Annotated in this window: 25 protein-coding genes, 1 tRNA gene and 2 pseudogenes; 18 read left to right on the top strand and 10 right to left on the bottom strand. The window is 62.0% G+C overall.

Annotated elements, in window-relative coordinates:
• Positions 1-4 precede the first annotated feature (4 nt).
• The 7 genes from ACZ1G8_RS12965 (at position 5) to ACZ1G8_RS12995 (ending at position 6,205) form a co-directional block, all read left to right on the top strand.
• Complete coding sequence (locus ACZ1G8_RS12965; RefSeq protein ID WP_472679750.1) at positions 5-457, top strand: hypothetical protein; 453 nt, start codon at positions 5-7, stop codon at positions 455-457.
• Positions 454-831: an acyl-CoA thioesterase gene (locus ACZ1G8_RS12970; RefSeq protein WP_472679751.1), complete on the top strand. Its 378-nt coding sequence runs from the start codon at positions 454-456 to the stop codon at positions 829-831. Before ACZ1G8_RS12965 ends, ACZ1G8_RS12970 begins: the two co-directional genes overlap by 4 nt.
• Positions 832-1,000: 169 nt before the next feature.
• Complete coding sequence (gene lpdA / locus ACZ1G8_RS12975; protein ID WP_472679752.1) at positions 1,001-2,413, top strand: dihydrolipoyl dehydrogenase; 1,413 nt, start codon at positions 1,001-1,003, stop codon at positions 2,411-2,413.
• A gap of 22 nt (positions 2,414-2,435) precedes the next feature.
• On the top strand, positions 2,436-4,292 hold the full coding sequence (locus tag ACZ1G8_RS12980) for a cation:proton antiporter domain-containing protein (RefSeq protein WP_472679753.1): 1,857 nt from the start codon (positions 2,436-2,438) through the stop codon (positions 4,290-4,292).
• On the top strand, positions 4,289-5,215 hold the full coding sequence (locus tag ACZ1G8_RS12985) for an aminotransferase class IV (protein WP_472679754.1): 927 nt from the start codon (positions 4,289-4,291) through the stop codon (positions 5,213-5,215). Before ACZ1G8_RS12980 ends, ACZ1G8_RS12985 begins: the two co-directional genes overlap by 4 nt.
• Entirely contained in the window at positions 5,212-5,940 is a 729-nt protein-coding gene (locus ACZ1G8_RS12990) for a sulfotransferase-like domain-containing protein (RefSeq protein ID WP_472679755.1), read from the top strand. Before ACZ1G8_RS12985 ends, ACZ1G8_RS12990 begins: the two co-directional genes overlap by 4 nt.
• 85 nt (positions 5,941-6,025) lie before the next feature.
• Positions 6,026-6,205: a hypothetical protein gene (locus ACZ1G8_RS12995; RefSeq protein ID WP_472679756.1), complete on the top strand. Its 180-nt coding sequence runs from the start codon at positions 6,026-6,028 to the stop codon at positions 6,203-6,205.
• Between the two features lie 2 nt (positions 6,206-6,207).
• Here ACZ1G8_RS12995 and ACZ1G8_RS13000 read toward each other — a convergent pair.
• Positions 6,208-6,297 (bottom strand) — tRNA-Ser (locus ACZ1G8_RS13000).
• 149 nt (positions 6,298-6,446) lie between these two features.
• Between ACZ1G8_RS13000 and ACZ1G8_RS13005 the strand changes: the two genes are divergently transcribed.
• From ACZ1G8_RS13005 to mazG, 9 genes are all read left to right on the top strand, one after another.
• Positions 6,447-7,466: a lytic murein transglycosylase gene (locus ACZ1G8_RS13005; RefSeq protein WP_472679757.1), complete on the top strand. Its 1,020-nt coding sequence runs from the start codon at positions 6,447-6,449 to the stop codon at positions 7,464-7,466.
• A gap of 115 nt (positions 7,467-7,581) precedes the next feature.
• Entirely contained in the window at positions 7,582-8,748 is a 1,167-nt protein-coding gene (locus ACZ1G8_RS13010; protein ID WP_472679758.1) for a D-alanyl-D-alanine carboxypeptidase family protein, read from the top strand.
• Positions 8,745-9,386: a dTMP kinase gene (gene tmk / locus ACZ1G8_RS13015; protein ID WP_472679759.1), complete on the top strand. Its 642-nt coding sequence runs from the start codon at positions 8,745-8,747 to the stop codon at positions 9,384-9,386. Before ACZ1G8_RS13010 ends, tmk begins: the two co-directional genes overlap by 4 nt.
• Positions 9,383-10,330 (top strand): AAA family ATPase, encoded by a 948-nt coding sequence (locus ACZ1G8_RS13020; RefSeq protein WP_472679760.1) that lies wholly within the window; start codon positions 9,383-9,385, stop codon positions 10,328-10,330. The genes tmk and ACZ1G8_RS13020 overlap by 4 nt, the downstream gene beginning before the upstream one ends.
• Positions 10,323-11,882, top strand: a complete 1,560-nt coding sequence (metG, locus tag ACZ1G8_RS13025) for a methionine--tRNA ligase (protein ID WP_472679761.1) — start codon at positions 10,323-10,325, stop codon at positions 11,880-11,882. Before ACZ1G8_RS13020 ends, metG begins: the two co-directional genes overlap by 8 nt.
• Entirely contained in the window at positions 11,882-12,658 is a 777-nt protein-coding gene (locus ACZ1G8_RS13030) for a TatD family hydrolase (RefSeq protein WP_472679762.1), read from the top strand. Before metG ends, ACZ1G8_RS13030 begins: the two co-directional genes overlap by 1 nt.
• The gene (locus tag ACZ1G8_RS13035) at positions 12,655-13,422 is read left to right on the top strand and encodes an MBL fold metallo-hydrolase (protein ID WP_472679763.1); all 768 of its coding nucleotides are present in this window, start codon (positions 12,655-12,657) and stop codon (positions 13,420-13,422) included. Before ACZ1G8_RS13030 ends, ACZ1G8_RS13035 begins: the two co-directional genes overlap by 4 nt.
• The gene (locus ACZ1G8_RS13040; RefSeq protein WP_472679764.1) at positions 13,419-13,604 is read left to right on the top strand and encodes a hypothetical protein; all 186 of its coding nucleotides are present in this window, start codon (positions 13,419-13,421) and stop codon (positions 13,602-13,604) included. The genes ACZ1G8_RS13035 and ACZ1G8_RS13040 overlap by 4 nt, the downstream gene beginning before the upstream one ends.
• Before the next feature lie 129 nt (positions 13,605-13,733).
• Positions 13,734-14,495 (top strand): nucleoside triphosphate pyrophosphohydrolase, encoded by a 762-nt coding sequence (gene mazG / locus ACZ1G8_RS13045; RefSeq protein WP_472679765.1) that lies wholly within the window; start codon positions 13,734-13,736, stop codon positions 14,493-14,495.
• Here mazG and hflX read toward each other — a convergent pair.
• From hflX to dusB, 7 genes are all read right to left on the bottom strand, one after another.
• Positions 14,490-15,830 carry a GTPase HflX gene (gene hflX, locus ACZ1G8_RS13050; protein WP_472679766.1) on the bottom strand — a complete coding sequence of 447 codons (1,341 nt, stop codon included), beginning with the start codon at positions 15,828-15,830 and terminating at the stop codon, positions 14,490-14,492. The genes mazG and hflX overlap by 6 nt on opposite strands.
• A complete protein-coding gene (gene hfq / locus ACZ1G8_RS13055) occupies positions 15,809-16,345 on the bottom strand; it encodes an RNA chaperone Hfq (protein ID WP_244920684.1) in 537 nt (178 codons plus the stop codon). The genes hflX and hfq overlap by 22 nt, the downstream gene beginning before the upstream one ends.
• Before the next feature lie 156 nt (positions 16,346-16,501).
• Positions 16,502-17,884, bottom strand: coding sequence for a nitrogen assimilation response regulator NtrX (ntrX, locus tag ACZ1G8_RS13060; RefSeq protein ID WP_472679767.1), 1,383 nt, complete (start codon positions 17,882-17,884; stop codon positions 16,502-16,504).
• Position 17,885: 1 nt separating this feature from the next.
• A complete protein-coding gene (locus tag ACZ1G8_RS13065; RefSeq protein ID WP_472679768.1) occupies positions 17,886-20,126 on the bottom strand; it encodes a sensor histidine kinase in 2,241 nt (746 codons plus the stop codon).
• A gap of 61 nt (positions 20,127-20,187) precedes the next feature.
• Positions 20,188-21,603 carry a nitrogen regulation protein NR(I) gene (gene ntrC / locus ACZ1G8_RS13070; RefSeq protein WP_472679769.1) on the bottom strand — a complete coding sequence of 472 codons (1,416 nt, stop codon included), beginning with the start codon at positions 21,601-21,603 and terminating at the stop codon, positions 20,188-20,190.
• Positions 21,600-22,670: a two-component system sensor histidine kinase NtrB gene (locus ACZ1G8_RS13075; protein WP_472679770.1), complete on the bottom strand. Its 1,071-nt coding sequence runs from the start codon at positions 22,668-22,670 to the stop codon at positions 21,600-21,602. The genes ntrC and ACZ1G8_RS13075 overlap by 4 nt, the downstream gene beginning before the upstream one ends.
• Positions 22,667-23,686 (bottom strand): tRNA dihydrouridine synthase DusB, encoded by a 1,020-nt coding sequence (gene dusB / locus ACZ1G8_RS13080; protein WP_472679771.1) that lies wholly within the window; start codon positions 23,684-23,686, stop codon positions 22,667-22,669. Before dusB ends, ACZ1G8_RS13075 begins: the two co-directional genes overlap by 4 nt.
• 118 nt (positions 23,687-23,804) lie before the next feature.
• Here dusB and ACZ1G8_RS13085 point away from each other — a divergent pair, with 118 nt between their 5' ends.
• Positions 23,805-24,908: a bifunctional 2-C-methyl-D-erythritol 4-phosphate cytidylyltransferase/2-C-methyl-D-erythritol 2,4-cyclodiphosphate synthase gene (locus tag ACZ1G8_RS13085; protein WP_472679772.1), complete on the top strand. Its 1,104-nt coding sequence runs from the start codon at positions 23,805-23,807 to the stop codon at positions 24,906-24,908.
• A 16-nt stretch (positions 24,909-24,924) separates the two neighbouring features.
• Positions 24,925-25,428, top strand: coding sequence for a CinA family protein (locus ACZ1G8_RS13090; RefSeq protein ID WP_472679773.1), 504 nt, complete (start codon positions 24,925-24,927; stop codon positions 25,426-25,428).
• Here ACZ1G8_RS13090 and ACZ1G8_RS13095 read toward each other — a convergent pair.
• Both ACZ1G8_RS13095 and lipA read right to left on the bottom strand, forming a co-directional pair.
• Positions 25,425-25,881, bottom strand: a pseudogene (locus ACZ1G8_RS13095) (type II toxin-antitoxin system RatA family toxin). The gene ACZ1G8_RS13090 and the pseudogene ACZ1G8_RS13095 sit on opposite strands and share 4 nt — an antisense overlap.
• Positions 25,881-26,845, bottom strand: a pseudogene (lipA, locus tag ACZ1G8_RS13100) (lipoyl synthase). Before lipA ends, ACZ1G8_RS13095 begins: the two co-directional pseudogenes overlap by 1 nt.
• Between the last annotated feature and the right edge of the window lie 27 nt (positions 26,846-26,872).

Raw genomic sequence — 26,872 nt, forward strand, 5'->3', positions numbered from 1 at the left:
TGCCATGCCGAAGCGATTTGCCGTTGCTACTGCAGCACTTCTTGTCGCTGCCTGTGCGCAGGAAGCCGAGCGTGACGATTCCCCGCCGACGCCGCTCGATCGCGGCTCGCAGATCTCCGAGCGTCCGGTCAGCATCGGGTTCAACGGGCCGCGCTTTGCCGCCTGTCCGAGCTTCGGCGAAGTCGTCAATATTCGCGCCGGCGAGGACAGCTTCCTCTCTGTGCGCGAGGCGCCTGCAAACAGCGCGGCGGAAGTCGACCAGCTCTCGCTCGGAGCCATCGTTTCGATGTGCCAGAATACCGGCGGCTGGGTCGGGATTGTCTATGCACCGCAGGATGACCCCGAGCTCGATTGCGGCACCTCTTCCTCGGTTCCGGACGTGCGCGAATATGAGGGCCCCTGCAGTTCGGGCTGGGTCCGTGACGATTATCTGCGCCTGAGGACGGACCGCCGATGAGCGCACGCGAGCCCTTTATCCGCGTCACCGCCATGCCCGTCGACACCAATCCCTATGGCGGCGTATTTGGCGGGTGGCTGATGAGCCAGATGGCGCTTGGAGCAGGCTCGCTCGCGAGCCGTGAGGGCAGGGGTAAGGCCGTAGTTGTCTCGGCGACGGATTTCGCCTTCCCTGGAGCGATGCAGGTTGGTGACGAGCTGTCGGTCTATTGCGATATCGCCGCCACCGGAAACACCTCACTCACTATCACTGCCGAGGCGATTGCTCGCGAGCGCAACGGCGAGGCCGAGACCAAGGTGGCGCAGGGCACGTTCAAATTCGTGCTGCTCGACGAGAACAATCGCCCCCGCGCGGTAGGCGAGCGCTGGGCATGAGCGCTGTCCTACACACCGCCTCCGATGGCATGGTGATCGCATGAGCAGCGCCGCCATCCCGCATCCGAATACCTATTCCGTTTCCCCTTGCGGCCCGAGCGCGCTTTTTAACGCCAGGACCGTGTTCCATCCGTTCCATCCTGTCGGACCAACCGAAGGCTAAATCCAAATGGCTACCAATTACGACGTCATCGTTCTCGGCTCCGGACCCGGCGGCTATGTCGCTGCCATCCGCTGCGCTCAGCTGGGCCTGAAGACCGCCATCGTCGAACGCGAGCTGCTCGGCGGCATCTGCCTCAACTGGGGTTGTATCCCGACCAAGGCGCTGCTGCGCTCGGCGGAGATCCTGCACTATGCGCAGCATGCGAGCGATTATGGCCTCAAGATCGCTGGCGAGATCGAGGCCGATCTCGACGCCGTGGTGAAGCGCAGTCGCGGGGTGGCCAAGCAGCTCAATCAGGGCGTCACGCACCTGATGAAGAAGAACAAGATCACGGTCCACATGGGCGAGGGCACGCTGACGGGCCCGACCAGCCTCACCGTGAAAGGCGAGAAGGGCGAGGAGAAGCTCACCGCCAAGCACGTGATCGTCGCCACCGGCGCGCGCGCCCGTGACCTGCCTTTCGCACCGGCCGACGGGAAGCGCGTGTGGACCTATCGCCATGCGATGACCCCGCCCGAAATGCCCAAGAAGCTTCTCGTCATCGGTTCGGGCGCGATCGGCATCGAGTTCGCCAGCTTCTACAACGACATGGGCTGCGACGTGACCGTCGTCGAAATGCTCGACCGGATCGTGCCTGTGGAAGACAAGGACGTCTCCGCCTTCCTCGAGAAGAGCCTGACCAAGCAGGGCATGACCATCATGACCGGCGCGGGTGTCGAGGACATCAAGGTCTCGGACAAGGGTGTAAAGGCCAAGATCAAGGCCAAGGACGGCAAGGTCTCCGAGACCGAGTTCACTCACTGCATCACTGCCATCGGCATCGTGCCGAACACCGAGAACGTGGGTCTGGAAAAGCTGACCGAAATGGACCGCGGCTTCATCCAGATCGACGACTATGGCCGTACCAAGTCCAAAGGCCTCTGGGCCATCGGCGACTGCACGCCCGGCCCCTGGCTAGCGCACAAGGCGAGCCACGAGGGTGTCACCACTGCCGAGGCAATCGCCAAGGAATTGGGCAACAAGGACGTCCACCCGCATCCGCTCGACCGCGGCAACATCCCGGGCTGCACCTACTGCCACCCGCAGATCGCGTCGGTCGGCCTGACCGAGGAGAAGGCCAAGGAGGCCGGCCACCAGGTGAAGGCAGGCACGTTCCCCTTCATCGGCAACGGGAAGGCCATCGCGCTGGGCGAGGCGGAAGGCTTCGTAAAGACCGTGTTCGATGCGAAGACCGGCGAGCTTCTCGGCGCGCACATGGTCGGTGCTGAAGTTACCGAGATGATCCAGGGCTTCGTAGTCGGCAAGACGCTGGAGACGACCGAAGCGGAGCTGATGAACACTGTCTTCCCGCACCCGACCATCAGCGAGAGCATGCACGAGAGCGTGCTTGCGAGCTACGGCCGCGCCTTGCACATCTGACACGCCGGGTTAGGGGATAGCGATGACCAGTTTCCTGATCCTCGCTTTCCTCATCCTCGTGGCGGGGATCGTCGCGGTCCCGCTGGCAAGCCGCTTCGGACTCGGGTCGGTTCTCGGGTACCTGCTCGCCGGCATGGCGATCAGCCCGGTTCTGCTTGCGCTGGACGTTGATGTCGAGGCTCTGCAGGTTTTCGCCGAATTCGGCGTGGTGATGATGCTCTTCATCATCGGTCTCGAAATGGAGCCGCGCAGGCTGTGGGCTATGCGCGGCAAGCTGTTGGGACTAGGGGGAGGGCAGGTCCTCCTCACGACGCTGGCGATCACCGGTATTGCCCTTCTCGACAGCAACCCGTGGCAGACCGCTCTTGCGATCGGCATGGTTCTCGCGCTGTCTTCGACCGCGATCATCGTGCAGACCCTGACCGAGAAGAACCTCATGCGCAGTGAAGGCGGCGAGGCCAGCTTCTCGGTATTGCTGGTGCAGGACGTCGCGGTCATCCCGATGCTTGCGCTGCTGCCCTTGCTCGCGATGCCCGAACTCTACGGTGCGAGCGGCGATCATGGGGGCGGCCACGGACACGGGGGTCTGGATCTGACGGCGAGCATGCCCGTCTGGCTTGCAGCCCTTTCTCGGATTGCTGCTGTTGCAGCGGTCATCGCCATTGGCATCTTCGCGATCCGTCCGCTGTTCCGCTACATCGCAGGCGCCAATCTGCGCGAACTGTTCACTGCAGCTGCGCTAGGGGTGGTGATCGGCATTGCCCTGCTGATGTCGCTGGTGGGCCTGTCGCCCGCACTTGGCGCCTTCGTTGCCGGCGTGGTCCTCGCGACCAGCGAATACCGGCACGAGCTCGAAAGCGACATCAATCCCTTCAAGGGCCTGCTTCTGGGCCTGTTCTTCATCACCGTCGGGGCAGGGATCGACTTCGTCCTCGCCAGCGAGATGTGGCGTGACGTCGTCTTCTGGGCTGCGGTAACAATCGCGGCGAAGTTCCTCGTCCTGCTGCTCGTCGGCTGGCTCTACGGTTTGCGCCGTCAGGCCCTCTGGCTCTTTTGCCTGAGTCTCCCCCAAGCCGGGGAATTCGCCTTCGTTCTGATCGCATTCGCCGTAGGCAATGCAGTTCTGCCCGAAGCGCTGGCGGACTTGCTGTTGCTCATCGTCGCGCTCACGATGCTCGTCACACCTCTGCTCTTCATCCTCTACGATAAGGTCATCGCGCACGCCTATTGCGTCGATGACGAGAGAGAAGCGGATACGATCGAGGAGGAGAACCCGGTCATTATCGCAGGGCGTGGCCGCGTCGGCGGCATTATCGACCGCATGATCCAGGCCGCCGGTTTCCCGACGACCGTTATCGACTACGACAGCAAGCAACTGGAAATCGTGCGCAAATTCGGTTTCCGCACCTACTTCGGTGACGCCACGAGACCCGACTTGTTGCATTCAGCCGGGATCGACAAGGCGAAACTGATCGTCGTCGCCCTCGACGAACGCGAGCAGATCGACGGACTCGTGAAGTATGTCCTGAAACATCACCCGAAGGTCCACGTGACCGCGCGCGCGATCGATCGCAATCACGTCTACGAATTGTGGTCATACGGCTGCCGAGATATCGTCCGCGAGACTTACGACAGCAGTCTCAGGATGGGCCGCTCGGCTTACGAGGCTCTGGGCATGGACCGACAGCAGGCACAGGCGGCGATGGGCGCATGGGAGGAGATGGACCGCCGGTTCATGCCGGTAGTCGCCGATCTCTATGACCCCGACATTCCCTATCACGAGAACGAGCCGCTGATCGAAAAGGTCAAGGAATTGCGCAAGGAGTGGGACCCGGTCCTGCGCGAACAGATGGACGAAATCCTGAAGAGGGGCTCATGACGCAGGGTACCCATCTTTACGTCCCCGACGAGCGCAACGAACAGGTCATTATCGACATCAATGGCGAGCATGTGCCGCGCCCTGATGCGAAGATCAGCGTTTTCGACAGCGGCTTCATGCTTGGTGACGGCGTATGGGAAGGCATCCGGTTGCACGATGGCAGGCTGGCATTCCTAGACCGTCACCTCGACCGGCTGTGGCGCGGTGCCAAGGCCATCCACATGGACATCGGCATCACCCGAGAGGAAATGGAGCGCCGGCTCTACGCCGTGCTCGACGCCAATTGCATGCGCGGGGACGGGGTGCATATCCGCCTCATGGTGACGCGCGGCATTCGCTCGACACCATACCAGGACCCGCGCGTGGTAGTCACTCCGGCGACGATCGTCCTGATCCCCGAGTGGAAAGAGCCCGCTCCCGAAACCGCGACACGGATGCTGAAGCTTGCCACGGTCCATGTGCGCAGGGGTTATCCCGACGTGCAGGACCCGATGCTCAATTCGCACAGCAAGCTCAACTGCATCACCGCCTGCATCCAGGCAGCACAGGCCGGTGCAGACGAGGGTTTGATGCTCGACCCACACGGCTTTGTTGCTACCTGCAATTCGACCCACTTCTTTATCGTGAAAGACGGAGAGATCTGGACCTCGAGCGGCGATTATTGCCTCGACGGGATTACGCGCGGTGTCGTTATCGAGATCGCTCGGGAAGCGGGAATCACCGTTCGCGAGCGGAACTTCTCACTCACACACGTCTATGGTGCGGAGGAAGCCTTCACGACCGGCACCTTCGCCGGGGTGGCTCCGGTCGGGTCGGTCGACGGCCGTGTACTCGGGGAGAGCAGGGGCCGCATGGTGGAGCGTCTCCAGGTCCTGTATCTCGATCGTCTGTCGCGCGATGTCGGGCAGAGGGCGCGCCCGTGACGATCCGGATCGCCATGTGGTCTGGGCCGCGCAACATTTCGACTGCCATGATGCGTAGTTTCGGGTCGCGGACCGACTGCGCGGTATCCGATGAACCCTTCTATGGCGCGTTCCTGAAGGCGACCGGCGAGCCGCACCCCCTGGCGCGCGAGACGATCGAGAGCATGGATTGCGACTGGCACACCGTGCTCCGGCAGCAGTCGGGCGATGCTCCCAGCGGTGAGCCGGTCTGGTATCAGAAGCATATGCCTCACCATATGGTCGGTCCGGTCTCGATTGCGGCCTTCGGCGATCACCTCCACGCCTTCCTTATCCGTGCACCGGAGCGCGTGGTGGCAAGCTATCGCAAGAAGAACGAATTGCGGCGGGCCGAGATGCTCGGCTTCGCGCAGATGCGAAGCTATTTCGAATTCGAATGCGAGCGCAGCGGTACAGTGCCGCCGGTGGTCGATTCCGACGATATTCTCGCCGATCCTGAAGGTGTCCTCACCAGGCTTTGCGAAGCACTGGAAATTGACTGGGATCCGGCAATGCTCGCCTGGGAAGAAGGCCCGCATCCCGAAGACGGTGTCTGGGGCACACATTGGTACGACCGTGTGAATGCCTCGACTGGCTTCGGCGCATCGCCGGGTGAGCTCCCCAAGCTGGACGGCGAATATCTCAAAGTCGCGAAGGAATGCCGCGAGGATTACGAGGCGCTCGCCCGGTATCGCATCTCTACCTGACATTCCAGCGCGCCAGTCGCTCACTTGGCCGCAACTGCAGGCGCCGAAAAGTCCTCAAAGCGTTGATCCGATGAGGAGAAACGCAATGGAATACGAGATCAAGGACGAACCTCAAGGCATCGAAGAGGAAGCCGAGAGCACCGCGGATGGCGGCCTCGTCGAGGATCATATCGCCTTGAAGAACCAGTCGAGCGTATCGCCGGAGGATTACCCTCGCGCCACCAGGAGGGCGCAGAGCCTCGTCAATCCGAAGCAGCAAGGATAGGCTGGCGGACAGGGTGGGATTCGAACCCACGAAGGGCTTGCACCCTTGCCGGTTTTCAAGACCGGTGCATTCAACCGCTCTGCCACCTGTCCGCGAGCACCAAGGCCGCTAGCGCGCTGCGTGCAGGTTGTCACGCCCAAAGGCCTGAAGCCCGGACCTGTCTTCCCGAAACTGTTTCAATTCCGACGCGTATGGCAAAAGTGCCATTTACCGTTCAGCTTTCCCATGCGAGGAATACCGCATGAAGTTTTCGCGCCTTTTCGCTCTCGGCCTCGCCAGCCTTCTCGCTCTCCCGCCGCTGCCTGCATCGGCACAGGACATGTCCTTCGATGCCTATCTGCAGCTGCTGATTGCACGATCGCGGGCGGCAGGTGTCAGCGAAGCGACCATCCAGCGCATGACCGATGGCCTTACGCCGAACCGGCGCGTCATCGAACTCGACCAGAGCCAACCCGGCACTCCGACCAGTAGCGGTTACCCGCCGCTCGCACCCTACGTTGCACGGCTCGTCGACGATGCCCGCATCAACGGGGGCAGGCGCGCCTATGCTAGGTATCGCAGCGACCTTGCCCGCATCGAGCGCGAATACGGCGTCCCGGCGGAAATTCTGGTGGCCATCTGGGGCAAGGAAACGGCTTACGGCAATGTGAAGGGCGGCTTCGACCTTTCGCAGGCGCTAGCGACGCTCGCATGGGAGGGCCGCAGGCGCGAACTCTTCTCGTCCGAATTTGTCGCCCTGATGCAGGTCGCCGACAAGGGGTATTCCCGCAACGAGCTCAAGGGCAGCTGGGCCGGGGCTTTCGGAAATCCGCAGTTCCTGCCGAGCGTGTACCTGCGCCTCGCCGCGGACGGTAATGGCGATGGCCGTGCCGACATCATGAACGATCCGGTCGATGCCCTCGCATCGATCGCGAACTATCTGCGCGATGCGGGCTGGCGCGAAGGCGAGCCGTGGGGTGTCAGGGCCTATGTTCCGAGCGGGTTCGATGTCGATCGCTACCGCACCAAGATCGTCGCACCAAGCTGTGTACGTGTCCACGAGCGTCACAGCGTTTACAAGACCGTCGCGGAATGGCGCTCGCAGGGCATCCAGCCCCAAATCCCCTTGTCCGAGAATACGCTCGTGACGCTGTTCCAGCCTGACGGGCCTGGCACGAACGCCTATCTGTTGACGAGCAATTACCGCGCGATCCTCGAGTACAATTGCTCGAACTACTACGCGATGGGCGTCGGTATATTGTCGGACGAGATCACTCGCTGAGCTAAGCGGTGGACAGGCCGTCCGCACGCTCGCCAAGGCGTGCGACGGTGGCTATAGAAATTGCCGTAGCACCGAATTGAGGGAGACGCCGGAAGAGTCCGGCGATTTAAGCGGCTTGAGACTATCTGTCCGACTAACCCTGGCTGGCTCTGCCTGCCTGCTTTGCACGGGCGCGGTTTCGGCGCAGCAGGCTGAGGATCCTGTCGGCCCGCCGGCAGTCGAAGACGCGCCGATCGCCTATCTCTACGATGTTACGAGTGGACAGGTCCTCTTCGCACGCGAGGCGGACCGGCGGTTCATGCCAGCATCGATCACCAAGGTGATGACCACCTTCCTCGCTTTCGAATGGATGGAAGAGGGCCGGATCGTCCCGCAGCAGAGCTTCGCGCCGCCGCTCGAGCTTTGGCGCGAATGGCGGGGCGTGGGTTCGACCATGTTCCTCGCCTATGATGAAACGGTCACGGTCGACGAGTTGGTGCATGGGGTCACCACCGTATCTGCCAATGACGGGGCTGCACTCCTCGCTCATGGTGCTGCCGGGTCAGTCGAGGCGTGGGTCGATGCGATGAATGCCAAGGCGACCGAGATCGGCATGCGGGACAGCCACTTCGGCACGCCCAATGGCTGGATGGACGAAGGCAGGACTTTCGTGACGGCGCGCGATCTCAGCACTCTCGCCAGCGTCATGGTTCGGCGCCATCCGGTCAAATACCGCCACTTTGTCGGCAAGCCGTCTTTCACCTACGGCGGCATCACGCAGCCCAATCACGATCCGATCAGCGGCAGTTTTCCGGGTGCAGACGGGATCAAAACGGGATTCACCAACCAGGCCGGTTTCGGCTTTCTCGGTTCCGCCGAAAGGAACGGTCGCCGCCTTGTCATGGTCGTTGCAGGAAGCCCCGGGGCGAGGGCACGCGATCGTGCTTCCCGCCAGCTGATCGAGTGGGGGTTCGAGACGTTCGAACAGACCCAGCTGTTCCCGCCGAAGACTGCAGTTGGGGAAGTGCGGGTCCAGGGTGGATCGAGCGGGAGTGTGGATGCCGTGGCGCCGCAGGGTGTCTATGTCGACCTGCCAGAAGGCACTCCGGCAGCTTACGAACTGTCAATCGAGTATGAAGGGCCGCTGCGCGCACCTATCGCCAAGGGCGAGCTGATCGCCCACCTACGGGTCAGCGTCGAAGGCATGGAAGACTATCGTGTTCCACTCGTCGCTGCGGAGGATGTGGCTACTGCCAATGTCATCGAACGAGCCATAAACGGCCTGCGGAGCTGGATCACGTGAGCAAGGGCAAATTCATCGCACTCGAGGGCGGAGAGGGGATGGGCAAGTCCACGCAAGGGAGGCTACTGGCCGATGCTCTGAGAGATCGCGGACTGTCGGTCGAACTCACCCGTGAACCGGGCGGGACGCCGGGTGCAGAAGCGATCCGCAACCTCCTGCTCCATCCACCGGGGGAGGGGTGGGGACCACAGGCAGAGGCGCTCCTCTTTGCTGCGGCCCGCTCGGACCATGTCGCCCGATTAATTACTCCCGCGGTCGAGCGCGGAGCGTGGGTCATCTGCGATCGCTTCCTCGATTCCAGCAGGGCGTACCAAGGGATTGCCGGTGAGTTCGGTGACGAGAAGGTCAAACAGCTCCATGCAATCGGCAGTGATGGCTTGCTGCCCGATTTCACCCTCGTGATCGAGGCGAGCAGCCACGACGTTTCCGACAGGCTCAGCAAGCGTGACGGCGATAATTCGGACGCGATCGGCGGAAGGGACGCGGATTATCACGCAAGAGTGAACCGCGCCTTTTCCGACTTTGCCAAGGCGGAGCCGGAGCGCTTCGCACTCATCGACGGGAACGGTACGATCGAGGAAGTCCACGCCCGGGTCCTCGAAGCGGTCGCTCCACTGCTTGGCGAGGCAACGAAATGAGCTTGGTCGGGCACGAGGAAGCTTGGGCGCAGTGGCGGGCCGCAATGGGCGGTGAACGCATGCACCATGCCTGGCTGCTCGCCGGCAAGAAGGGTCTCGGCAAGGCGAGCTTCGCGCAGGCCGCCGCTCGTGAAATGCTCGGGGCCGATGGATCGGGCGAGCATCCCGATATCATCACGCTGACCTATGGCCCCAAGAACAAGGACGAGGCCAAGAAGCGCGACGAGGGCAAGCCATACGAACTGGCGCGCGGCATAAAGGTCGACCAGGTGCGCGAGATCCAGAAGCGCCTGACCACGCGCCCCACCATGGGTTCGAAGCGTGTCGTCATCATCGATCCTGCCGATGACATGGAGGTTTCCGCCTCTAACGCCCTTCTCAAGAGCCTCGAGGAACCGCCCCAAGGCACATATTTCCTTCTCGTCGCCCACAGCCCGGCTAGGCTGCTGCCGACTATCCGATCCCGATGCCGCACCGTCCGCTTTCCCGCATTGTCGAGAGTGGCAATGGACGAGTTGCTGCGCGACCTCGCGCCGCAGGTCGATATCGCCACACGGGATGCCGCTATTGCGGCCGCAGCCGGTTCTCCTGGGGCCGCCCTGTCCTTCGTCGATCTCGATCTAGGCAAAGCTGCCCAGTTGATGCGGCGTATCGTGGATGAGGGCGACCGCGATTTCAGCCTGCGCGGCCAGCTGGCCGGCGTTATCGGCGCGAAGCAGGACATTCCGCGTCTCCAGGCGGTGCTCGATCTGGCACGCGCGATTCTCGCGGAAAAGCTCCCTTCGGTGGCGGGCGATCCTCGCGGGCTGGTCGACACCCACGCCCAGCTCGTAAGGCTGACTGGCGAACAGCCGACCTACAATTTCGATCCCGGCCTGCTCGGGATGGAAATCGGAACCTTGCTAGCGGGCGCAGGCGCGGCTAGCGAGCGCGGCAATGGCTGACCCTTATTATATCACCACCGCGATCCACTATCCGAACGGCAAGCCGCATATCGGCCATGCCTACGAGACCATCGCAGCAGACGTCATCGCGCGCTTCCAGCGCCTGATGGGGCGCGACGTGCGCTTCCAGACGGGCACGGACGAGCATGGCCTCAAGATGGCGCAGAAGGCGCGCGACCTGGGCAAGACCCCGCGCGAACTGGCCGACGAGATGTCGGGCGCCTTCAAAGACCTATTCGACCGCCTCGACATCACCTACGACCGGTTCATCCGGACCACCGACGAGGATCACCACAAGGCGAGCCGCGCCATCTGGCAGGCGATGGAGGCCAAGGGTGACCTCTACCTCGATCGTTACGAAGGCTGGTACTCGGTCCGCGACGAAGCCTATTACGACGAGAAGGAACTGATCGAAGGGGAAGGGGGCGAAAAGCTCTCGCCGCAGGGCACCCCGGTCGAATGGACCGAGGAGGAGACCTGGTTCTTCCGCCTGTCGAAATATGCTGAACCGCTGCTCGAGCTGCTGAACAAGCCGGGCTTCCTCGAACCGGCTAGCCGCCGGAACGAGATGATTGCCTTTGTCGAGGGCGGCCTGAAGGATCTCTCGGTAAGCCGCACCAGTTTCGACTGGGGCGTGAAGGTCCCAGGTGCAGAAAACCACGTGATGTACGTGTGGGTCGATGCGCTGACCAACTACATCACCGGCGTCGGCTATCCCGATGGCGGCGAGATGTGGGACAAGTACTGGCCCGCAAGCCTGCACCTCATCGGCAAGGACATCGTCCGGTTCCACACGATCTACTGGCCCGCATTCCTAATGAGCGCGGACCTGCCTGTGCCGCAGCACGTCTTCGGCCATGGCTTCCTGCTCAATCGCGGCGTCAAGGAATCGAAGTCGGCCGGCAACGTGACCGACCCGAACGAACTAGTCGACCTGTTCGGCGTGGACTCCTTGCGGTACTTCCTGATGGCCGAAGTCGTATTCGGAAAGGACGGCAGCTATTCGGCAGAAGCGCTTGTAAACAAGGTGAATGCCGAGCTTGCGAACAGCTTCGGCAACCTCGCGCAGCGTACGCTGTCGATGATCCACAAGAACATGGACGGCAAGCTCGAGGCCTTCGAGCCAAACGGTGATGACAAGACGCTTCTGACCACGGTGCAGGAAGCCTGCCGAACTGTCCTGCCGCGCGAGTTCGAAGCGCTCAGTTTCAGCGTCGGGATCGAGGCATGGCTGAAGGCGGTTTTCGCCTGCAACGCCTATGTCGACGAGCAGGCGCCTTGGGCCCTGAAGAAGACCGATCCGGAGCGGATGAGAGCCGTTCTCCAGACGCTCTTTATCGCCATCCGTGATCTTGCCATCGCGATACAGCCAGTCGTCCCGACGAAGTCGGCAGCGGTTCTGGACCAGCTTGGCGTCACGGCGGATCGCCGGACCTACGCCGACCTGGCCGATGAAAGCTGGTTCCCCGCGCTTGTGGCCTCGGGTCACGTCATCGAGAAGCCCACGCCTGCCTTCCCGCGTCTCGAACTTCCGGAAGCAGAGGAAGCGTAATGCTGGTCGATAGCCACTGCCACCTCGAATACGAAGGACTGGTCGAGAGCCAGTCCGAAGTGCTCGACCGCGCGCGCGGGGCAGGGGTGGGGGCTTTCCTCAATATCTCGACCAAACGCGCGGAGTGGGCCCAGGTGGTCGGAACGGCCAATGCCAAACCCGATGTCTGGGCGAGCGTCGGCATTCATCCGCACAATGCCGACGATCATCCCGATCTGACGCGCGAAGAATTGCTCGAAGCCACGCGTGATCCGCGCGTTATCGGTATCGGCGAGACCGGGCTCGACTATTACTACGATCACTCGGACCGCGCGGAGCAGCAGCGCCTGTTCCGCATCCATATCGACGTGGCACGCGAAACGGGCCTGCCGGTGATCATCCATACCCGCGATGCCGAGGACGACACGATCGCGATCCTGGCGGACGAAATGGAGAAGGGCGCTTTCCCTGCCCTGATCCACTGTTTCACCGCTTCGGAAGAGTTCGGCCGGAAAGTGCTCGAACTCGGGCTGTCGATCTCCCTATCGGGCATCGTGACCTTCAAGAACGCGAAAGAGCTGCAGGAAGTCGCCAAGACCGTACCGCAGGACCGACTGCTGGTCGAAACTGACAGCCCGTTCCTCGCGCCGGTGCCGCACCGTGGGAAGACCTGCGAACCGGGTTTCGTGCGCGATACGGCCAGCTTCATCGCCGACCTGCGCGGCGAAACGTTCGAGGAGCTTTCCGAGTACACCACGCGGAATTTCTATCGGCTGTTCAGCAAGGCTGCCGCGTGAAGCTCATCATGCTTGGCTCGGGCACGTCCACAGGCGTACCTCGTGTCGGAGATGACTGGGGAGAATGCGACCCGAACGAGCCACGCAATCGCCGTACGCGTGTGTCCATCATCGTCGAGAACGATGCCGGTCAGCGAATTCTCGTGGATACGTCGACCGATCTCAGGGCGCAGCTGCTGGCCAACGGGATCGCCAAGGTCGATGCAGTGTTCTGGACCCACGACCATGCAGATCACTGTCACGGGATCGATGACCTTCGCGTGATGCGTTACGACCGCAGCAATCCGCTTCCCGGTTTTGCCACGAAGAAGACCTGCGAAAGGTTGCGCAGGCGCTTCGACTACGTGTTCGAGGGTCAATTTGGATATCCAACGATTGTCGAATTGAAGGAAACTTCGCAAACACAGCTAGTTGCAGGCTTTTCCTTCGACGATGTGATAATGCCGCACGGTCCTGCGCGCAGTACAGGATTCCGTTTCGAGGCCGACGGAAAATCGATCGTTTACGCGACCGATTTCAGCGAGATCACGCCTGAAATGGTAAAGACCTTCAAGGGATGCGATCTTCTCGTGGTCGACTGCCTGCGCGAGCGTCCGCATCCGACCCACGCGCACCTCGACATGGCTTTGGACCTCGCAAGACGTTGTAAAGCGCGCAAAACCGTCCTGACCCATATGGACAAATCGATGGATTATCGCCGACTGTCCGAGAAAGTGCCCAAGGGCGTCATCGTCGGTTATGACGGGTTGGAGGTTCGGTTATGAGCATGGGTGGTGGCGAAGTAGCCTGGGCGGCACTGATGGCCGCTCTCGTGGTTGCGTATCTGGTCGGTATGAAACGCGGCGATGGATTGCGTTCGACCGAGATCATCAAGATGGCGCTGATCTGGGTCGGCATCATCGGCGTAGCGTATTTCATCGTCAGCTGGTTCACGGGGATGAGCTGAGCAAAAAGGGGCTTATCCTCCTGCCGCACCCTTCCATCATTTAACATAATATATATTATCAATCCAACAGTTGGAGTTGTCGACAGGGCTCCCCTTCCGATTTGAAGCTCCGCGAACTATCGAAAACCCATGTCAGAACAGATCGACCGACTTCTGAGCATCATGGCACGCCTCCGGGATCCGGAACGCGGCTGTGAATGGGACACCGCACAGGACTTCTCGACCATCGCACCCTATACAATCGAGGAAGCCTACGAAGTCGCTGATGCCATCGAACGCTCCGATGTGGACGATCTACGCGGTGAACTCGGCGATTTACTCTTCCAGGTCGTTTTCCATGCCCGGATGGCCGAGGAAGTGGGAAGTTTCGACTTCACCGACGTGGCGAAGGACATCTCGGACAAGATGGAAGCACGCCATCCGCACATTTTCGGCGACGAAGGTGGCGTGATGGAAGAAACCCGATGGGAAGACATCAAGGCCGCTGAACGAGAGTCATCCGGTGCAACAGGCGCGCTCGATGGCGTCGCCAAGGCACTACCGGCTTTGCTCCGGGCCCAAAAGCTCCAGAAACGGGCTGCCCGCCATGGCTTCGACTGGCCCGATACCCATGGACCACGCGCCAAAGTTCTTGAGGAAATCGAAGAACTTCGAGAGGCAACTGAAAGCGAAATTGAAGAAGAAGCGGGCGACTTTCTTTTCGCTGCCGTCAACCTCGTGAGAGCCTTTGGCGTCGACGCGGAAGGTGCGCTTCGTGCCGCCAACGCAAAATTCGAACGCCGCTTCAGGGAGATGGAAGCTCTAGCAGGCGGCGACTTTGCCGAACGCGATCTCGCGGCGCAAGAAGAGCTCTGGCAGGAAGTGAAGCGCCGCGAAAAGGCAGCCTCATAGAGTTTCGAACTGACCCATTTCCTTGGGGTTCAATCGAACGACAAAACGACGCATCGGGCCTTCAGGGCCCTCGCCCGCGTCTTCTTCGGATAGCACCTCGCCATGCGCGTGAAGCCAGGCGATCCTGCGGCCGTCGCTGGCAGGGATGGAAACTTCCTGCACCAGCGCCTTGGCCGTCAGCATTTCACCGAGCTTTTCGAGGAGTTCGTCCACGCCTGCGCCGGTCAATGCCGAGACCCGCACGATATCCTCGCTGCCCTCGACCAGTGGCTCCAGTTCCTCTGCCCGTTCCTGCGAAAGAAGGTCCCACTTATTCCACACTTCGAGGATCGGAATGGATGACTGACCCCCCTCCCCGTCGATAACGCCGAGATCCGTCAGGACGCGAAGAACCTGAGCTTTCTGCGCTTCGGCCGAGGGGTTCGAGATATCGCGCACGTGACAAATGATATCTGCAGCAGTCACTTCTTCCAGCGTGGCGCGGAACGCGGCGACCAACTGTGTGGGCAGGTCGGAGATAAAGCCGACGGTATCGGAAAGGATGGTCTTCTCGACACCCGGGAGAGAAATGGCCCGCATCGTCGGATCAAGGGTGGCGAAGAGCAGGTCTTCGGCCATGACCTCCGCACCGGTCAGACGGTTGAACAGAGTCGACTTGCCCGCATTCGTGTAGCCAACGAGCGCGACAACCGGCCACGGGGCGCGTTCGCGGCGCTCGCGGTGCAGCCCGCGCGTCTTGCGAACCTGCTCCAGCTCCTTGCGCAGCCGGCCCATTCGCTGGCGGATCATCCGCCGGTCGGCCTCGATCTGCGTTTCACCCGGACCGCCGAGGAAGCCGAAGCCGCCACGCTGGCGTTCGAGGTGGGTCCAGCTGCGCACAAGGCGGCTCTGCTGGTAATCGAGATGGGCAAGCTCCACCTGCAGGCGGCCCTCTGCAGTCGCGGCCCGTTCGCCGAATATCTCGAGGATCAGGCCAGTCCTGTCGATGACCTTGCGCGAGAGCTTTTCTTCAAGGTTGCGCTGCTGGATCGGGCTGAGCGCACCGTCGACCACTACGAGTTCCGCTTCGTGCTGTTCGCAGGCGATGCGGATGTTTTCGACCTGGCCGGCACCGAACAGAAGGTTCGGTTTCACATCCCGGACAGGCAGGATGAAGCTGTCTTCGATGGCAATACCGATGGCGAGCGCAAGCCCCTCCGCCTCGCGCAGACGGCTGTCCGCGTCGAGATCGTAAGCGATGCCGCGAATATCCGGGCAGATGACGAGGGCCCGCGCACCGCGTGAGACCTCGCCCAGAAGATCGTCGTCGAAACTCAGCTGTCGTCCTCGTCCCACTCCTCGGTCAGGTCGACCGGAGTGGCAGGCTGGATGGTGGAGACCGCATGCTTATAGGCCAATTGCACGTAGCCATCGCGCTCGAGCAGCATGCAGAAGAGATCATAGGCCGCGATCTTGCCTTGCAGCATCACGCCGTTGACGAGGAACATCGTCACCTGCGCTTCGGCCTGGCGGACACGGCTGAGGAAGACATCCTGCAACAGCCGCTGCTTCGCGTTGGAACCTTGGCTGGAGAACTGCTGCGCGTCGATCGGCTGACCGGGCATGATCGTGCTGATGGCATGCTTGTAGACCAGCTGCGACTGGCCATCGCGCCTAAGCAGGATCGAGAAATTGTCGAACCAGGTAACGATGCCTTGCAGCTTCACACCCTTCACCAGGAAGACGGTGACGGGTGCCTTCTCCTTGCGAAGCAGGTTCAGGAAAGCGTCTTGCAGATTGGGCGCCTTGCCTTTTGGGGCTGGCTCTTTTGACGGGCGCGGGCGGGCCGAGAGAGTGCGTTCGCCAGACATCGTTGTGTCTCCTGTTGTTGGCCGCCCTGTTAAAAGGCGACGATCTGGACGCTCCCACCGCGTCCGGGCACCGGATTTCCGTCCGGAATTGAAACGCAATGTGCCTTCTTGGTTCCGTCTTAGCAATAAAATAAATGGGATAGGTGGCCTGTACCCCTACTTGCGATCCCCGCTCTTCCTTTCGGCCATTCCCAGCAGTTTCAGCTTACGGTGAAGTGCTGAACGCTCCATTCCGATGAAGCTGGCCGTCTTGGAGATATTGCCGGAGAAACGCCGAATCTGGATCGCGAGATATTCCCGCTCGAAGCTTTCGCGCGCTTCCCGCAGCGGAGCGCCCATGAGCGCTGCCATTCCGCCGGTGCCGCCCACCTTCCCTCCGGTGACTTCTTCAGAAAGCATGTCTGCCTCGACCGTCTCGATCTGGTCGCGCGGTGTGAGGATGATGGTGCGCTCGACCACGTTGCGCAGTTGGCGGACATTCCCGGGCCAGTCATAGGCCTGCAGCGCAGCCATTGCCTCCTCGCTTATGGCTGGCGGCCGAAGCCCTTGCTCGGTGGCGTAGCGCGCGAAGAAATATTCGGCCAACGCAGGAATGTCGTCACGCCGTTCGGCCAGCGACGGAATCTCGACCGGCACGACATTGAGGCGATAGAAGAGGTCTTCGCGGAAGTTCTTCTCTTCCATCTCCTTCGTCAGGTCGCGTGCAGTCGATGAGATGACCCGCACGTCGACGCCGATCTGCCTATTGCCCCCTACTCTGACGAAGCTCTGTTCGGTCAGGACACGAAGGATCCTCGCCTGGGTCGACAGCGGCATGTCCGCCACTTCATCGAGGTAGAGCGTTCCGCCATCGGCAGTTTCGAGCAGCCCCGGACGAACCAGCTTTCCCTCGGCCTCTTCGCCGAAGAGCTCTTCTTCGAAGCGCTCGGGCGTGATGCGGGCAGAATTGACGATCACGAAGGGCTTGTCGGCGCGGGTGGACCAGCTGTGGAGCAGACGGGCAGCCACCTCCTTGCCGGATCCCGCAGGACCACTGATGAGCACGCGGCTGCCGGTCGCGGCTACGCGCTTGAGCGTCGCCCTCACAGCATTGATCGCAGCCGAGTTACCCGTGAATTCGCCGCCATCGTTGGTGCCTTCGCGCAGCCGCGAATTCTCGCGCCTCAGGCTCTCGGTCTCGGTTGCGCGTTCGACGAGGTGCAGCAGGCGTTCTGCCTCGAACGGCTTCTCGATGAAGTCCATGGCGCCGCGGCTGACCGCAGACACCGCCGTGTCGATATTGCCATGGCCGGAGAAGATGATGACGGGGAGTTCGGGTTCGCGCAGCTTGATCGCATCGAGCACCTCGAGCCCGTCCATGGGGCTGCCGTGAAGCCATACGTCGAGCAGAACGAGACTGGGTCGCTTCTCGTCGACCGCGTCGAGCGCCGAGACGCTGTCGGCCGCTGTCCGGCACTCGTAGCCCTCGTCGCTCAGCACGCCCGCCACGAGCTCGCGAATGTCGCGTTCGTCGTCGACGATGAGGATATCCAGGGCCATATCAGCTTCCCGTTCTTTCTTCGGAGTTCTTGTCGGAATTGTCGCGCACCATGCCGTGCGGGTCGCGGGCGAAGCGCAGCATCACGCGGGTTCCACCGCCGTCGACGGATGAGAAACTCATGTCGCCGCCATGCTCTTCGACGATCTTGTTGACGATCGCGAGACCGAGGCCGGTGCCCTTCTCGCGAGTGGTGACATAGGGATCGAGGATGCGCTCGCGATCCTGCGGCAGGCCGATCCCGTTGTCGGTAACGGTGATCGTGATCGAGTTCTCGTCCTGCGCCACCTCGACGGCGATCCGCCCCCGGTAGTCGGCTGCCCCATGGGCGGCCTGCGCTTCGATCGCTTCGGCAGCGTTCTTGAGGATGTTGGTCACTGCCTGACCGAGTTGGTGACGGTCGGCCTGGATCTTGAGCGGACCTTCGATCTCGGTGGTCATCCCGTAGTTGATGTCCGGGTTGGCGACTTCCTGCAGGAACAATGACTGGCGAACCAGGTCAAGCGCATCTTCCGGGCGGAAGACAGGTTTGGGCAGACGCGCAAAGCTCGAGAATTCGTCGACCATCTTCCTTAGGTCGCCAACCTGGCGCACGATCGTGCTGGTCAGTTCGTCGAACAACTCGCCATCCGCCTCGATCTGTTTGCGATAGCGGCGCTTTAGGCGCTCGGTGGCAAGCTGGATCGGGGTCAGCGGGTTCTTGATTTCGTGGGCGATGCGGCGTGCGACATCGGACCATGCGGCCTGACGCTGGTCGAGCAGCTGGCGCGTGATGTCCTCGAAAGTGATCACGTGCCCGTCGCCCTCGGGCACCAGCTTGACGGCGAGCGTCATCAGTTCGCCGTGCCGCGAATGGCTGACCACGCCGCGCTCCAGTCCCGCAGCGACCATCGCCGCAATCTGCGGGGCCATTTCATCAAGCGTTTCGGGATGCGCTGCGCCCTCCCCGCCCTCGAGCAAGGTCGCCTGGGCGGGCGCGTTCATGAGCAGGACGCGCCGCTTGCCATCGATCGTGATAACGCCAGCAGAGACCGATTCCAGAACCGCCTCAATGAAGCTGCGCCTGTCTTCCAGTTCATTATTTGCCGAGACGAGAGCATCGGTCTGTTTCTCGATCTGCGCCGTCATCCGGTTGAATGCTCGGTTTAGCAGGCCGATCTCGTCCGCGCCCGTCCGGCCTTCGACACGCAGTGCGAAGTTGCCCGCGCCGACCTTGCGCGCGGCTGCCACGAGGTCAGTGAGCGGTTCTACCTGCCGGTCGGCGAAGCGCAGCGCGAACCAAACTGCAATGCCGACGAGGGCAAGACTGACGAAGAAAAGTGCGAGGTTGAACCGTAACTGCAAGGCGCGCGCCCGCTTGGTAAGCTCTTCGTATGCCGACGAGATCGATCGCGCGCTTTCCCAGCTTCGGAAGCTTGCCGCCTCGGCATTGCGTGCGGTGTAGAGATAGATCCCCGCAATCCGGTCAATCGGAGCGATAGCCTCGATCCGCTCAGGGCTGCCGCGGATAGCCACCGCTTCTCCGCGGCGCAGCGAGCTCAGGCTTTCCTCGGTGAAACCGACCGGATCACTGCTTTCGGTGATGCCATAGACGACCGCAGTACGGGCCGTTCCGTCCGGGAAGGTCTGCAGGATGGCACTCTCGAACACTTCGCGCGGCTGCGCCTGGTATTCGTAGACCAGCATGAAATCCGGATCGGTGACCGAGACCTGCTGGAGGATCGTGCGCATATCCATCGCCATCGAGATGGTTTCCTGCGCAAGATCGAGCTGGTTATCCTCGTAATAGCTCTCCGCCAGATCATTGGCGTTTTCCATCAATCCGCGGGAGTTGTCCGAGAACCAGAAATCGACGCCGGACTGGAACAGGATCGCGGCGAAGGCAGCCACGAGCAGGGTCGGGACGGCGGCGATCATCGAGAAGAAAAACACGAGGCGGACGTGCAATCTCGCCGTGCTGCCGGCAGCCCTGCGGAGTGCGAGCCTGCGTCCTGCAAGGACCAGCAGCGCCATTGCCGGAATAAGCGTACCGATCAAGAGGACAGCAACCTGCCTGCTGGGCAGGAGTTCGCCTGTATCCGGCGCACTCGTGAACGCTGCCCATGTCGTTGCGACCATCAGCAGGAATGCGGTGGCGGCGAGAATCTCGACGACAGTGAAGAAGTTCGCCCGGCGCGAAGCCACCACGAACCTGCGCCACCAGCGCGGTGTGCGTCGAGTCTGGGGGGCAGCCTGCGTCGCCATCGTGGCAGCGTTACATCGCCCCTGTTGCATTTTTGCAAGCCCTAAATCGATCAGTCGACAGCTATCGACGCCGAGCAAAGCGCTCCGGTTCGATTTCGAGATCGCTCAACCGCTTGCGCAAGGTGTTGCGATTGATACCGAGAAGCTGCGCAGCCCTAAGCTGGTTGCCCTCAGTTTCGCGCAAGGCATGCTCGAAAAGAGGCTTCTCGAATGCGGCGAGCGCGCCATGGTAGAGTGTCCCGTGGCTCGGCCCAGCCCCGGCAAGCCAGGTCGAGAGCGCGACATCGAACACATCGCGGCCGCCCTCCCCTTTCTCCGGCACTCCTGCAGGCAAAATGCCTTCGAGCGTCGATGCGTCGATAACGTCATCGCGCGCGACGAGCGCAAGACGGAAGATCACATTGCGCAGTTCGCGGACGTTGCCTCGCCAGTCATGCCGTTGCAGCCCGTTGATCGCCTCGAGCGAAAGCCGACGGCGCGGCAGGCCCTCTTCGACCGCCTGCGCGAGGAAGTGAGCCGAGAGATCCGCAATATCCTCGCGCCTTTCGCGAAGCGGCGGGAGATGGATGGGAACGACATTGAGCCGGTAGAATAGGTCCTCGCGGAACCTTCCGTCGGCGATCATCGGTTCGAGATTGCGGTTGGTGGCCGCAACGATGCGGACGTCCACGGCAATCTCCTGACGTCCGCCGACCCGGCGGATGCGACCAGACTGGAGGGCACGAAGAAGCCGCGTCTGGGCCTCTGCCGGCATGTCGCCGATCTCGTCGAGGAAAAGCGTGCCGCCATTGGCCTGCTCGAACTTCCCGATCTGCTGGGCATGCGCACCGGTGAATGAACCGCGCTCGTGGCCGAAAAGCTCGCTTTCGAGCAGGTCGTGCGGGATCGCCGCCATGTTGACCGCGACGAAGGGGCCGGTCCGGCGCGACCCCAGCTGGTGGATCGCCTCGGCAACCAGCTCCTTGCCGGTTCCACTTTCCCCCGTCACCAACACGGTGAGGTCGTTGCGCAAGACCCGCGTGATCATGCGATAGACGTCCTGCATTGCACGGCTGCGGCCGATCAGCGGAAGCTCTGCCCCTTCTGTACCGGAGGAGTCTTCTTCCCGGCGCGGTGCCTTCTCGACCGCTTGCCGGACAGCTTGCGACAATTCGTCGAGATCGAACGGCTTGGGGAAATATTCAAAGGCTTCGCTGTCGCTTGCCCGCACGGCCGTATCGAGCGTGTTCTGGGCGGAAAGGACGATGATGGGCATGTCTGGCGCGGTCGCGCGAACTTCGCCAATCGCGTCCAGACCGTCACCATCCTCGAGCATCACGTCGGTCAACATGACATCAAAGCGCCGCTCTTTAAGCAGGCGGTCGCGGTCGGATATCCGCGCGCAACCGGTCACCTCGAAACCTTCGTCGCGAAGTGCTTCGGTAATGACCGTTGCGATACCGCGGTCGTCTTCGACAAGGAGGACGGAATGGCTCATGCTTGGTTCCTGCCTTCAGCGACGGGTAGGTTGATCCGGAAATGGGTAAGGCCTGCAAGTTCATCGCGTTCGTGAGAAATGCGTCCACCCATGTCGCGCAACAGCTTTCGCACCAGTGCAAGGCCAAGGCCCTGCCCGTGCGGCTTGCCCGATACGAAGGGTTCGAACACCTGGTCGCGCAGGTCCGGCGGCAGGCCCGGCCCCGGATCACTGACCGTGATCTCGATCGGCAAGCGCGTCGCCTTGCCGAGCCGGATGGCCGAGAAACTCAGCCCGCTCACGAAGCGAGTCCGCACGATGATACGGGCAGCCTCGACATCCGAACTCGCATCACAAGCATTGGCGAGGAGGTTGATCAGGACCTGCTCGAGCGCGCCCTGGTCGGCCTCGACCGCCGGCAAGGAAGGATCGAATTCCTCGGCCAGTTCGCAAGCATCCTCGCGCCCTGCCCTCACCGTGGCCATAGCGTTTCGGATCGCCTCGTGGAGGTTGCAAGGGCCGGTTTCGACCTTCTTGCGACTTCCGAGCTGCTGCATCCGGTCGATCAATTGCGCGATCCGGTCGACTTCGCCCTCGATCATGGTCGCGAGCGGCTTGTCCTTGGCTGCCGAACGCCGCGCCAGAAGCTGGCTTGCACCGCGAATGGCAGACAGGGGGTTCTTGATCTCGTGGGCGAGCACCGCCGGCGCGCGCAGTTCGGTGCGCTCCTCGTCGCCTTCGGCCTCCATCGCGTCCTGCCCCGCATCGGATATGGTGATCACCCGCCACCCCGGGTGGCTGTGCATCGGCGAACAACTCAGGTTCACGACGCGTTCGCGGTCACCGGTACTCAGGATCAGGCCGCGCACGATCAGCTGCGCCTCGGACTGCAGCAGCGAAGCGGCGACGCGTTCGTCGGATATCGAAAGCGAATTGAACAGCGGCTCGCCGACCAGTCGCTTGCTGCTGCGGCCGAGCAATTCTTCGGCTGCCGGATTGACGCTTGCCACCCTGCCCTCGCCATCGATGCAAAGGACGGCAAAGACCATCGCGGCTATCTGGTCGGACGCCGCCGGGACTGTGCTCACGCTGCTCGCCGCTGCAGGAAAGGTTCGTAGAACCGCTCGAGTTCTTCAAGAACAAGAGGTGCTTGGTCGATGAAGTTCACCCGGTTCCGAAACTCTGCGGAACCGTGCATTCCCTTGGTGTACCAGCCCAGATGCTTGCGTGCGATCTTGGCCCCAACCTGCTCGCCGTAAAGTTCGAGCATGTCGCGATAGTGTTCCACCACAACCTCGTACTGCTCGTCGAAACTCGGGCTTTCGAGCGTCTCACCGGTCTTCCACCAGTGCATCACCTGCGCGAGAAGCCACGGTTTTCCGTAAGCCCCGCGGCCGATCATCAAGCCGTCGGCGCCGGATTGTTCGAGCGCCTTCCCGGCATCATCAATGGTGCAGATGTCCCCGTTGACGATGACAGGGATCGAAACGGCGTCCTTCACTTTGCGCACGAACTCCCAGTCCGCACTACCCTTGTACATCTGGTTGCGAGTACGGCCATGGATGGTGACCATCTTCACACCTAGATCCTCGGCGATGCGGGCGAGTTCGGGGGCATTGAGATCGGCATGGTCCCAACCCATCCGCATCTTCACGGTCACCGGAACGTCGACCGCCTTGACCGTAGCCTCCATGAGCCTCGTGGCGAGCGGCACCTCCTTCATCAGGGCAGAACCTGCCAGCTGGCCCACGACCTTGCGAACGGGGCAGCCGAAGTTGATGTCGATGATGTCGGCACCGTTACCCTGCTGGAGCTTGGCAGCCTCGCCCATGCTATGAGGGTCGCAGCCGACGAGCTGCATCGATACGGGCTCTTCGATCGGGTCCCACGCAGCCTTCTGCACCGACTGACGCGTCTCGCGGATCGCAGCCTCGCTCGCGATCATCTCGGTGACATTGAGACCCGATCCGTACTTGCGAACAAGCTTGCGAAACGGAAGGTCCGTGACACCCGTCATGGGCGCCAGGATCACGGGCGTGTCGATGGTCACATTGCCGATCTGGATCGGTTTCGGTTCGACCGGAGGGATGGGTTTCGCGCTCATTCTGGATGTGTGCCTAAATATTGGGCAGGCACATAGTGCGTTGCAGCGAAAACGGCAAGCCGCTAGCGCGCGGCATAGCTATGCAGGACGATACCGCCCTCCCCCCTTCGCTGCAATCGTGGTCGCCGCCGGCAAGGGCCTGCGCGCCGGCCAGCCATTGCCCAAGCAGTTTGCCCCCTATCGCGGCAAGCCGGTGCTGCGCCATTCGGTCGAGGCGCTGCTCAATGCTGGTGCCGATCCGTTGGTCATCGCAGTTCCCAAAGGCGGCGAAAGCGCAACGGCCGAAGCGCTCCTTGGGCTCGATGGCTGGACGACTGTCGTCGGAGGCGAAACGCGTCAGCAGTCGGTACAGAATGCCTTGCTGACGATCGAGAGCGCAGACCGCGTCCTGATCCATGATGCCGCTCGCCCGGGCCTTCCAGACGTCGTGATCGCACGCTTGCTGGACGCACTCGAAAAGCATCCCGGTGCCATCCCCGTCCTTCCGGTGGTCGATAGCCTCGTTATCGAGGAAAGCGGCGTGATGGCAGGAAGCGGCGAACGCGAGAAACTGAAGCGCGTCCAGACACCGCAAGCCTTTCGCTTCACCGATATCCGCGCAGCTCACGAAAGCTGGAAGGGCACGAAGGTTGCCGGAGACGATGCGCAGGTGCTTCGCGCTGCTGGCGGTTCGGTCGCGCTGGTCGAAGGCGATGCAAGGCTCAAGAAACTTACATTCTCGGAGGATTTCGTGTCCGACCTTCCCCCAGTCCGCATCGGCACGGGTTTCGATGTGCACAAACTCGCAGCCGGTGAAGAGCTATGGCTCGGTGGTATCCGGATCGAGCACGAGAAGGGTCTTGCCGGACACAGCGATGCCGATGTCGCTCTACACGCGATCGTCGACGCACTGCTCGGCGCAATCGGCAATGGCGATATCGGCGATCACTTTCCTCCGTCCGATCCGCAGTGGAAAGGTGCGAGCAGCGACCGTTTCCTTACCCATGCCGCTGAACTCGTTGACAAAGCCGGCTACAGGACGGGCAATGTCGACCTGACGATTATCTGCGAGGCCCCCAAGATCGGCCCGCACCGCGAGGCTATCCGAACTCGCATCGCGGAATTGCTGGGCGTTGACACGGGCGTGATATCGGTGAAGGCGACCACCACCGAACGGCTGGGCTTCACCGGCCGCGGCGAAGGGATCGCAGCTCAGGCGGCTGTCACGGTCCTGCGCAAATAAGTACTACGAGGTGAGCATGACGCTCGAGGCCCTTCTCCCCGAAGACATCGACGCGCTGGCACAGCGGGTCATCGACGAGAACAAAACTGCCGGACGCAGGGTGGCAGTCGCCGAAAGCTGCACCGGTGGGCTGGTCTCGGCAGCACTTACCGAGATTCCCGGCTCTTCTGCCGTCTTCGACCGGGGGTTCGTCACCTATTCGAACGAAGCGAAGATGGAAGCGCTCGACGTGCCGCTCGACATCATCGAGACCTTTGGCGCCGTCTCCATCGCCTGTGCCTGGGCCATGGCGAAAGGCGCGCTGGCGAAGAGCAATGCCGATGTCGCCGTGGCCATCAGCGGCGTTGCCGGCCCCACCGGAGGCACCAAGCTGAAGCCGGTCGGAACCGTGGTGTTCGCTCGCGTCATTCGCGGTGAGGAAGGCGAGCCCGAAGGCGAACTCAAGAAGTTCGAACCGACGTCGCGCGCGGATATCCGCCGTGAAGCGACCGTCTGCGCGCTGGAATTGCTGCTGCCCTAAAGGTTAGCTGCCGCGTTCTCGCGGCCGTAGAGCTCGTCCGCCCGTTTCTCGAACGCTTCGACCATCTTGCGGAAAGCGCGGTCGAAATACTGCCCGGCAAGCCGCTCGAACATGGCGTTGCGGAAAGAGAAATCGACGCAGAAATCGATCTCGCAGCCCCCGTCCGGCAGGCAGGTGAAACGCCAGTTGTTGTCGAGATCCTTCAACGGACCGTCGACGTAGAACACCTCGATATGATCCGGGCGATTCTTGATCACGCGCGAGGTGAACTTCTCGCGGATCGCCTTGAAGCCGACGAGCATGTCGGCGGTCATTTCGCTCTCGCTGTCACTGCGAGATCCGCGTAGCGACGACCCAGGGCAGGAACTCGGGATATCTCGCCACATCCGCGACGAGGTCGAACATCTGTTCACAGCTGTAAGGGAGACGACGCGTCTCGCGGATGCCCGGCATCAGGCTTTCTGCCTCGCTTGCTCCTTCGCAAGGCGTTCTTCGCGCGCAGCCTTCATCACGGCGAAATCGTCGCCTGCGTGATAGCTCGAACGCGTCAGCGGGCTCGAGGCAACCTGCAGGAAGCCTTTAGCGCGGGCGATCGAACCGTAGGCTGCAAACGCCTTGGGCGTAACGAAATCCTCGACCTTCGCGTGCTTGGGTGTCGGCTGGAGGTATTGGCCCATGGTGATGAAATCGACATCCGCGCTGCGCATGTCGTCCATGACCTGGTGCACTTCGAGGCGCTGTTCGCCGAGGCCGAGCATGATGCCCGATTTCGTGAAGATCATCGGGTCGTGCGCCTTCACTTCCTCGAGCAGGCGCAGCGAAGCGTAATAGCGCGCACCCGGACGGATCGTGGGATAAAGACGCGGCACGGTCTCGAGGTTGTGGTTGTAGACGTCGGGCCCCGCCTCGCAAATCTTCTCGACCGCAGCGCGCATCTTGCCGCGGAAATCGGGCGTCAGGATTTCGATCGTCGTGTCGGGCGTTTCGCGGCGCAGCGCCTTGATCACCTTCACAAACTGGTCCGCACCGCCGTCTGGCAGGTCGTCACGGTCGACGCTGGTTATGACGATGTGGTTGAGACCCATTTGCCCCGCTGCGATCGCGACGTTTTCCGGCTCCATCGGGTCGACCATGCGCGGCATGCCGGTCTTCACGTTGCAGAAGGCACAGGCGCGGGTGCAAACGTCGCCCAGGATCATTACCGTGGCGTGCTTCTTGTCCCAGCACTCGCCGATGTTCGGACAGGCCGCTTCCTCGCAAACCGTATTGAGCGAGAGGTCGCGCATCAGCTTGCGCGTCTCGTGATAGCCCTTGCTGACCGGCGCCTTCACGCGGATCCAGTCGGGCTTGCGCTGCTTGCGGGGGCTTCGCCCTCGGGCTTCGGCGGGGAGGAAAGATCGTTCATCGCGCCGCCCATCTAGGCGCGCGCGTGGCGCGTAGCAAC

The sequence above is a fragment of the Qipengyuania sp. BR81-2 genome, assembly GCF_055693895.1.